Here is a 9,463-nt window from a genome sequence, read left to right on the forward strand (position 1 = left end):
AATGGTAAACAAGAGGCTTTATACTATATTGCTGCAAAAAAATAAAAGTGTAAATTATTCTAATACAAAAAAGAGTATTCCTATCTAAAAAAGTAGGGATACTTTTTTTTGTAGAACTTTTCCATAGATTTTTTATATAAGGTTAAGTTTAAAAAAAGGAAAGGATCCAAGTATCACTGAGAACTTTTATTTTGGATTTTAAAAGGTCTTATTTCGTTTTAAGTCAAAAAATATGGGTAATTATGTTGTGATTATTAGAAGGTAATTTAAAGCGTCTGTCAACGGTACCGGACCGAAGGGAGGATAAGGAGTTGATCAGATTCACTATTCTTAAGACCCTCTTGTTGTGTCAAAACGGTTTGTTATTTAAAGGTGAATCTGGTGTAGAAGGTAATAATGCTAGAGCATCTGTAATCTTTGTAAATCCTCACATTATTTATGCAGGAGATAAAGATAATGTAAATGAAGCTTTAAAACTTATGTTTTATAAAGCTATGAAAATACCAATATTAAAAGATTTACCTAATAAGTTATTTTAAAAATTAAGTCGTAGTTGTTTAATTTGACAACTACGACTTTTTATTTATATAGGTTTTTTGTGTGTGTTATTTTGAACACAGACAAAAAACCTGAAAAACCTTGATATAACAATGTTTTTTACACTTTTAAAAGTATGTCTCTTCTCATTCTCTATATAAGGGCTTTTCTCCATACAAGGAACGGAGAGTATTTTTTGAGAATCCCACTCAAAAAATCTTCCTCCTTTCTCCTTGCATTCCGAAATTCGGCGGGGGTTGGTATATCGCCAAGCCGAACAGACCAAAAACGAGGACTTAGGTTGCTCGACTTGGATTAGCAATTGTACCAGCCGAACCGCCAATTCTTCCGTTCAAGATATTCTTCTTTTTCCATATTGAATCAACGCTATGTGGGGGTTCGCCCCCACACGATAAGCCAGCACTCACACCCAAAAACAAAGGATAGCCCAATCATAAAACTCACATAATCTCTAGATATAATCCATATTAACTACAGATTTTTGTTTTATGTTTAATATAATTTCAAACAAGGAGGTAGTAAAAAATGTTTAAAACATTATTAGCAGGAACACTTTTAAGTACAGGGTTATTAACTGGTGGTATAGCAGGTGAAGTACCAGATAAAAAAGAAGAAACATCTATCAAAGATAAAGTACAATATGCTATTCAAGATAAAGATAAAGATAAAGATGGAAATATAACGTATAAAGAAATTGATGAAAGTGAACTTCCAAAAGATGTACAAGTACAATCAACAGAGGGTGTAGAAACAGATAAAAAAGAAGAGACATCTATCACAGATAAAGTACAATTTATTATTGAAGATAAAGATAAAGATGGAAATATAACGTATAAAGAAATTGATGAAAGTGAACTTCCAAAAGATGTACAAGTAATACGATCAACAGAGGATTTAATCAACAAAGGATTTAAAGAAAAAAATAGCAAACTTAATTAAGAAAGCGAAATTTCGAGAGTTAGAATGACTGTGTTTGGAGCATAATTTAGAAAACATTGGTTTGATTTTTTTGATGAGAGTAACATATTGTTACTCTTTTTAATTTTGCTTATGAACAAATATTCTTATTAAGTTAACATAACGTCTCATTATTGGTAGCAATACAAAGACGAATCCTTACTCTCGGGAGGAATTCTCTTTTTTATTTTCTATAACTCTATTCATCCTTTTATACATTCCTATCCTGACATGGATTTTAGGACTCTCGTTTGTTATTGTATTAGCCGAAAATCTGTATAAAATCTTGCATGTTCTTAGCGTGTTTTTTCCGAAATGCTGTCGATCCCCTTTTTGGAAATAAAGAAAAGACACCATAAGGTGCCTTTCTCTGACTTGAACCACCTTAACTTTAATAATATGTATTGGACTCCCATACAAATATTTCTTTAACGTATTTATCCATATTTTCGATCAGGAAAAAATGAACAACATAGTATCTTATTACTGCTTGTTCATAGCTTTTATCTGTTCTTCATACACATATTTAGTAGTCATGAAGTCGATAGGGAAGTCGCTGATCGCATTTTTCATAACGCTTAGTTCTTCCTGGGATTTAAGTTCAATACCATTTAAATGGTCAAACGCCTTAGCTTGTTCCTCTGCTACGTAATTCTGTGTCATGTAATCATCGCTGAAAGGTTCTACGGAAGAAGTGCAGTTTAAAGATAATTAATTTAATTCTTGTGGAGAAAATCTTAAATAACATTGGCATTTATAGGGTTAATCATAAAGTAACTAGCACGTAAAAAAGTTCGGAGTTTTAGCTCTGAGCTTTTTTATAATGGTCTTGCATGGCCACATCGCCATGGATTTAAGAAATTGATTGCTTCCCAAAACGGAAAAAATGAGCCGAATTCTCATAAATAAATATATGTAAAAAGGTAAAATTCTCGTTATGGGGATGTCTTAAAATCTTAAGTTGATGGACATGGGATAGCACCAACATAACGCGAAGTTCGTACGCTAAGCAGCGTTTAAAATGGTAAAATATAGTTAAGGGGGGGAGATGAGAGTGAATGATGTGTATAAAGGGTTAAACTATTTTGGTTTTATGTGTGTATGTGTATTTGGTTTTGGATTTATTTTCCGTTGGGTTTTGCGTAATGTAATTGCACTAGATCAATTACTTGGTTTGAGCGTAGGTATTATAATTTTAATAACAATGTTTTTTTTAAAAAGATATAGTAAAGAATCATGTGATAGTTGAATTTAAAAAATAACTACGAATTTCATAAACCTAAGATGTTCCATAAACGGTCGTTTTTGGTTCTATCTTTATAGGGGTAAATTGGATATTTATGTTAATGTAGAAGTAGAGTTATGAATATTTGAACTTAAACTAAAGTCAGTATAGTTCAAGAAGCAATTATTTGCCAAAAAGTTTTTTCAATAGCAAAAAGGGGCGTGTTAGAATTTATAGAATACTTTTAACCAATATAAAAAATTAGGAGGAAATTTATGATTTATAACGAGGTTGTTAAAATCGGTGATGCATATTTACTTCCATTAATATCAGAGTTGTACGGGTTGGAAGGTTATGAAATCAAGCCGGTTAAGGCGCATATTGGAGGGCGCAATGTCGTTTATACCTGTGAGAAAAAGGGCACCGACGCAAAAATACTCAGAATCGCCTACTTAAATGACAGAATCCGTGAGGATTTTCAGAGTGAAGTTGAGTATATCAGGTATTTATTCGAACATGGCGGAAGTGTTTCGGATGTAGTCAACTCCCGGAAGGGGAATTTGCTGGAAGAGATAACTCATAATAATCATACTTTTTTTATTTGCTTGTTTCAAAAGGCTAAGGGAAAAATGCTTGTGGAAAATAATTATAGATATCGGGAAGGAGTTCCAGTTACCGAATATTATTATAATTGCGGTAAAGTCTTGGGGAAACTGCACCAATTATCAAAAGGATATACTCCAGTCCATAGCCGGTATAGTTTTTTTGACAAATACAATGCTGAATATATTGAGAAACTGATACCCTATTCGTTACCTCTTCTGAAGGAGAAGCTGTTAGACCTCCTTAAAACCTTAGAAGGATTGGACAGGAACCGTGAGTCTTTCGGTATGGTCCATTTTGATTACAATGATGGGAATTATTCGATAGATTTTGATACCGGGCAAATTACCGTATATGATTTCGATAATTCCTGTTACTGTTGGTATATGTTTGATTTGGCAGGTCTTTGGACACACGGAGTTGGCTGGATACAATTTGAACCAGATGCCGGTAAACGGAAAAAGTTCATGGATAATTACTTTGAAACAGTCCTCGAGGGATATAAATCCGAGACCAGAATCGAAAATTCAATATTGGATAAGTTGCCCTTATTTATCCAAGTAACCCTCATGGAAGGTATTGTAGATGCATTTGAGGTAATGCGGAACAATGGTGAAGAACCGGAGTGTGATGAGGAGTTGTCGTATCTCATAAAATGCTTGGAGGACGATATTCCGTATAAAGGTTTTTTCCATGAAATTTACTCGTGTGAAGAACCCTTCGAATATGAGAAACGAAATGTTTAGTCTTTTTGTAGCAACCTTTGCTTTGGTGATATTGTGAAAATATGTACTTAAAGGAAGCGTTAGCTTAAGATGACATTACTTGTAAATTAAAAAATTATTAAACAATAAGGCTTTATAGAAACCCTGATTCTTCTGCTTATCGTAGAAAATTCAGGGTTTTTATTTCCAAATAATGTATTAGCGTATAATATCCGCGTTTTGTCGTCAGTACCCCATCGCTATCAAGCTAAGGTTTTATGCTGCCCCAAAAACAATAATTTTTTACATTTTTACTCTGGGGATGTCAATTTTACTATTTTGGTTTATTTATTTTTACTAGCTTGATGGACATGCGTCAGTACCCCAATTGGACATAAATTTATTTTCCAAATACATACAACAGAACGTATATTCGTGTTAAGCTTATATTAGTGGTACTAATATACGAGGGGGATAACTATGAAATTAAAAAATATAACCATTAAGGAACGAATGAAACATTATAATGTGCCAGGTTTAAGTATTACATTAATTGATCATGGTCAAATTAGTAGTACAGAAAATTACGGCATACTGGAGGTAGGAAGCGATAAAAATGTAAATATAGATTCTATTTTTAGTGCGTGTTCAATTAGCAAATTTCTAACAGGAATGCTTGTTATGAAACTAACTGAGCAAGGAATTCTTGATGTAGATGAGGATATAAACAAAAAACTTGTATCGTGGAAGGTGCCTGAAAATGATTTAACTAAAAATAAAAGAGTTACATTACGAAATTTGCTTAGCCATCAATCTGGGATTATTGATCCTGAAAATAGTTTCATTGAGCTTAATTTAGTTACGGAGGTCCCTTCGATGGTTGAATTATTAGAGGGAAAAACTCTTTATTGTAAAAATCCTATTGAAGTGAAATATGAACCTGAGAGTGAATTCCACTATTCAGATGCAGGTTTTTGTATTATCCAGCAACTAATAGAAGATGTAACTGGAAGACCGTTTCATCGAGTTATGAACGAACTTATATTTGAACCATTAAGAATGAAAAATAGCAAATTAAACACAACACCTTTAGAAATGGATAGAAATGATTTTTCTTGTGGTCATAACAGAAACGGTGAATTGGTGAATGGAAAATATCCTATATATCCATATCCAGCTGCTTCTGGGCTATGGACAACCTCTTTAGATCTAGCCAAATTAGTCCTTGAATTGATAAATGCTGTAAAAGGAGAAAGTAAGGTTGGTATATCGGCAAATATAGCAAAAGAAATGATAACCCCACAAAGAGGTAAGAATTGGACTGGATTAAGTGTGTTTCTAGAAGGTTCTAAAAAAGAATTAGAAATTACATCACTCGGTTGGGGAGTAGGTTTTCAATGTATGATGGTGGCGTTTCCGTATTTAGAAAAAGGTGCAGTGATCATGACAAATGCAGAATTAGGTGTTCATCAAATGGAAGGGATTATAGGGGAAATATATAAATCTCTTATGTCCTAAGAAACCTTAAAGGGGCGAAGTATGCAGATAGCATTAGTTGATATAACCCATATCCCTAAAGTTGTGTCTTTCTTCAAAGAAAATTTAGATGGTAACAATAGTGAAGTTTATTCTGAAGAGTTTTTATGTCCTCTTGGGATTAAAGCAGCTATAAGAAGAAAACAAATGATAGTGGCGACAGTTAATGGTCAAGTAGTAGGAGCATTTCGATTTTACCGAAAAAAAACATCAAACACCATTTCTCTATATCAATTTGCTATAAGCGAGATCTATCGTGGCCAAGGCTTGTTAAAAAAGATGTTAAAAACTATAAATGATTTACCTATCGTTGCACTATGTCCAACTGATTGCGAATTTAATCAATATTTTTACAAGACAGGTTGGAAACTACTAGAACAAAATAAAAAGTTTAAAGTGTGGGTTTTTAATGACTAAACATAGGGGAATTCTTGTTATTAGGATTTTATCTACTATGGGACAGAGGGGTTATGTCTTATCGAGGAGCTTTAGTTGAACAAGCCACTCTAAAAAAGTCGGTTCCTAACGTACAGGAAATCGGCTTTTTCTATGTGAAAAATCGCTTAGCTTACGAAATTCGCGTTTAGTTGGTGCTACCCCATCGCTATCAAGCTAACAATTTGTAGCACCCCCAGAACGGCATTTCTATTCATTATTTTTTACATAGGATTTAAATATATTCATGGCGAAATATACTGAATACAAAGGAGGAGTAACTATTATGTCATTTCCAGTTCTAGAAACAGAAAGATTAATACTAAGAGAAATTACAAAAGAGGACTCAAAAGCTATTTTTGATTACTTTTCAAGTGACGATGTAACACGATTTTATGGTATGAATTCTTTTAAAGATTTAAAGGAAGCCGAGACTCTTGTCGAGAACTTTCAGCGTACTTCTCATGATAAAAGAGGAATTCGATGGGGGATTGTTACAAAAACAGAAAATAAATTCATCGGAACAGTAGGGTTTCATGCTTGGAGTCCTCAACATAAACGTACAGAAATAGGCTACGAGATTCATCCGGATTATTGGAGAAAAGGATATATATCGGAAGCCGTGAGAACTGTTATTACATATGGATTTAATGAATGGGATTTAAATAGGATTGGTGCAATTATCTTTACAGATAATGTCGCCTCACATAGATCGATACAAAAATTTGGTTTTAAACAAGATGGAGTATTAAGAGAATACATGTATCAAAATAATTATCCGAACGATGTTATCAGTTATTCTCTACTAAGAAGTGAGTGGAATAATTAAAATCATTCTACTTCCGCTTTCGAAGGTTATGTAAATATATAAAAATAACAGAAGTAATTTTATTGCTAAAAATTTAATAAATTATCTGAAAATTAAGGGGCTGAGGTATTGCGTACGGTTAGAGATTTATCACATAACGGTGAGGTATATAAAACTAACTAGTATTAAGGAGATTCATATGACAACTATTAATTCTAATCTTTTTTATGGGAATAGTGTAAAACTTTCATTACCTAGAGAAGAAGACGTTGAAATTATGCTGAGGTGGGGAGAAGATTCTGAATATCTTCGTAATGTAGATACAGAAATAGCCCTTCCTAAAACTAAAGAACAATTGGTTTCAGAAGGAAAAACGGACTTAAATGAAGTGTATTTCCGACTAAGAACAATTGATAAAGATCGTTTAATTGGATTTGTTGCTATTCATAGTATTGAATGGAACAACCGTACGGGACTCTTGTCCATAGGGATTGGAGAATCCTCTAATCGAAATAAAGGTTACGGATCAGATGCTTTGAAGCTGATACTTCGTTATGCTTTCCATGAATTAAATTTGGATCGAGTTGGTTTGGAAGTGATTGAGTATAACGAAGGTGGAATAAAGGCGTACGAAAAGGTTGGTTTTCAACAGGAAGGTAGAAAAAGGTCGGTAGTATATCGGGACGGAAAAAGATTCGATGTTATTGTTATGGGAGTCTTGCACAATGATTGGAAGGCTATCCAGAGAAAGGATAATACGGGAGAGTGATATTGTAAAAGTTTCTTATTTTTGAAGAGATCTCTAAGGATTTATGTAGATTTGAAATAAAGTCGCAATGCTTTACCCCTTTAGGTAATCATATCTAAAGGGGTATTTTTATTGTGGGAGTGAAATAAAGTCATTTGGATGCATATCCTCCTGTAATCCATCGATTTATTTAATTCCCCCTGAAAATAAAGGTTGTAAGTGACGTTACGTCACCTATTATAGTTAGGTTATATCATACAAAGAAAGAGGAATGATGAATGAAGAAAAAGGACATGAATTGGAAGGACCAAGACCCTTGGGGATTAAAAGAATTTCTATTAATGATGCTACTCGAATTTGTATTTGTTATAGGATGCATAAAATTCTTAGTAAAGCCAATTTATTCTCAGTGGTTTGATAATGAGCTATATTCAGGAACTTTAATAGGATTAACAATAGCGATTGTTTTAGTTTCAGGTGTGTATTTTATGATCCTTCGTCCAAAGAAACTTTCTTGGAGTGAAGTAGGAATCAGGTCATTCTCTATAAAGGATTGGAAATTTATTGTCTTTCTAACTATTATATTACTGGTTGGTGATGTAATAGTTATGGTACTTACTAGCTTTATAGGTAATTCTTATGAGAACAGCAAAACTGAGGCGATACAGCAAAACGTAAATTTCTTTACTGTTCTTATTGCTTTTATTTCTGCGGCGGTCATTTCACCAATATATGAGGAAATATTTTATCGTGGTTTTTTATATCGATGGCTACGTACACGTTTTGGTATGATGGGGGCTATTTTTCTAAGCTCATTAATTTTTACCATTGTCCACATTCCAACTTATAATGCGATGCCTGTAAACTTCTTGAGTGGTATAGTCTTTGCATGGGCGTATGAACGAACCAATTCAATTTGGCCTTCAGTTATCATTCATGGCCTAACTAATGGAATTATGGTTCTGCTGACAGCGATGGGATAGTAGAAGTTTGTTGTAAGTAGGTGAAGTATCTTTAGATAGTGAACTATATTCAAAAATAACTATCGGGGAGCTGTAGTTGAATAAAAATAATCAAACTTTATTCGAAACCTACAGTAGTAATTACTACAAGTTCTCTTTGTTTTTCTAATAAAACCGAATGTAAACTTTTGCCCAGTATTTTACATTCAAATCACTGAAAACGGTCGTTTGTGGGACTCATTTGGAATAGATATTTGTGTTAAAATATAAAAAAGATTATGAAGAAATTCACTTAATCTTAACAGAAGTTGTTGGCTTAAAAACGAAATTATGTTTAAGTAAAGAATTATCTAATGAATAGGAAGATTTAAAGGGGATGCTTATGAAAGAAGTTAATTCGAATACGATTCATCCATCTATTAGGAAGCTCTTATCCTTTGCTACATCAGATTTTAAAATTGAGAAAGAATACGAAAAAATATTTAAAGTTATTAAACCGAAAATTATATAGTTTTGAACTTGAAGGAGAAATCGTTGGCTGTATGGGTATTGAAATTAATAGTGTAAAAGAGTGTGAAATTAAGCATATTGCAGTATCTTCATTTCAACGAGGTAAAGGTATTGGTAGTACTATGATTAATTATGTCTCTAATAAATATTCATTGATTTATGCTGAGACGGATAATGATGCAGTGGATTTTTATCGAAAATACGGTTTCGAGATAAAAAGGGTTCTGGTGCAAAGATTGTATTTATTTGAAAGAGGTATATAGATTCCTAATGGAATCTATTCTTATGCAACCATTCCGAATAGTTGATGAATAAACTTCACTTCATTTTGGACAGACTTGTCCCGTAAAATAAGTTGGCCTTTTTTAATGATATGCATCGCTTCTATTCCTGAAAGAATAGATTTAGCTGTACGAA

At 33.0% G+C, this 9,463-nt stretch carries 10 protein-coding genes and 3 pseudogenes; 11 read left to right on the forward strand and 2 right to left on the reverse strand.

Annotation, left to right across the window (positions count from 1 at the left end):
* Positions 1-344: 344 nt before the first annotated feature.
* Positions 345-539: pseudogene (locus ACFWDE_RS28530) on the forward strand (hypothetical protein); the annotation flags it as partial.
* A gap of 544 nt (positions 540-1,083) precedes the next feature.
* Positions 1,084-1,497, forward strand: coding sequence for a hypothetical protein (locus ACFWDE_RS28535; protein WP_377896138.1), 414 nt, complete (start codon positions 1,084-1,086; stop codon positions 1,495-1,497).
* Positions 1,498-1,998: 501 nt separating this feature from the next.
* Here ACFWDE_RS28535 and ACFWDE_RS28540 read toward each other — a convergent pair.
* Positions 1,999-2,199 (reverse strand): annotated as a pseudogene (locus tag ACFWDE_RS28540) (hypothetical protein); the annotation flags it as partial.
* A gap of 364 nt (positions 2,200-2,563) precedes the next feature.
* Between ACFWDE_RS28540 and ACFWDE_RS28545 the strand changes: the two are divergent.
* From ACFWDE_RS28545 to ACFWDE_RS28585, 9 genes are all read left to right on the forward strand, one after another.
* Complete coding sequence (locus ACFWDE_RS28545; RefSeq protein ID WP_377896139.1) at positions 2,564-2,764, forward strand: hypothetical protein; 201 nt, start codon at positions 2,564-2,566, stop codon at positions 2,762-2,764.
* Positions 2,765-3,015: 251 nt separating this feature from the next.
* Complete coding sequence (locus tag ACFWDE_RS28550; protein ID WP_377896140.1) at positions 3,016-4,089, forward strand: phosphotransferase enzyme family protein; 1,074 nt, start codon at positions 3,016-3,018, stop codon at positions 4,087-4,089.
* Between the two features lie 438 nt (positions 4,090-4,527).
* Positions 4,528-5,565 carry a serine hydrolase domain-containing protein gene (locus ACFWDE_RS28555; RefSeq protein WP_377896141.1) on the forward strand — a complete coding sequence of 346 codons (1,038 nt, stop codon included), beginning with the start codon at positions 4,528-4,530 and terminating at the stop codon, positions 5,563-5,565.
* A 21-nt stretch (positions 5,566-5,586) separates the two neighbouring features.
* On the forward strand, positions 5,587-6,000 hold the full coding sequence (locus ACFWDE_RS28560) for a GNAT family N-acetyltransferase (RefSeq protein WP_377896142.1): 414 nt from the start codon (positions 5,587-5,589) through the stop codon (positions 5,998-6,000).
* 304 nt (positions 6,001-6,304) lie between these two features.
* On the forward strand, positions 6,305-6,847 hold the full coding sequence (locus tag ACFWDE_RS28565) for a GNAT family N-acetyltransferase (RefSeq protein WP_377896143.1): 543 nt from the start codon (positions 6,305-6,307) through the stop codon (positions 6,845-6,847).
* Positions 6,848-7,025: 178 nt separating this feature from the next.
* A complete protein-coding gene (locus ACFWDE_RS28570) occupies positions 7,026-7,595 on the forward strand; it encodes a GNAT family N-acetyltransferase (RefSeq protein WP_377896144.1) in 570 nt (189 codons plus the stop codon).
* A 257-nt stretch (positions 7,596-7,852) separates the two neighbouring features.
* Positions 7,853-8,557, forward strand: a complete 705-nt coding sequence (locus tag ACFWDE_RS28575) for a CPBP family intramembrane glutamic endopeptidase (RefSeq protein ID WP_264539593.1) — start codon at positions 7,853-7,855, stop codon at positions 8,555-8,557.
* Between the two features lie 361 nt (positions 8,558-8,918).
* Entirely contained in the window at positions 8,919-9,047 is a 129-nt protein-coding gene (locus tag ACFWDE_RS28580; protein WP_377896146.1) for a hypothetical protein, read from the forward strand.
* Complete coding sequence (locus ACFWDE_RS28585; protein WP_377896145.1) at positions 8,995-9,309, forward strand: GNAT family N-acetyltransferase; 315 nt, start codon at positions 8,995-8,997, stop codon at positions 9,307-9,309. Before ACFWDE_RS28580 ends, ACFWDE_RS28585 begins: the two co-directional genes overlap by 53 nt.
* A gap of 20 nt (positions 9,310-9,329) precedes the next feature.
* Here ACFWDE_RS28585 and ACFWDE_RS28590 read toward each other — a convergent pair.
* Positions 9,330-9,463, reverse strand: a pseudogene (locus ACFWDE_RS28590) (IS6 family transposase); the annotation flags it as partial.

The organism is Bacillus sp. NPDC060175 (assembly GCF_042728695.1).
GTDB lineage: Bacteria > Bacillota > Bacilli > Bacillales > Bacillaceae_G > Bacillus_A.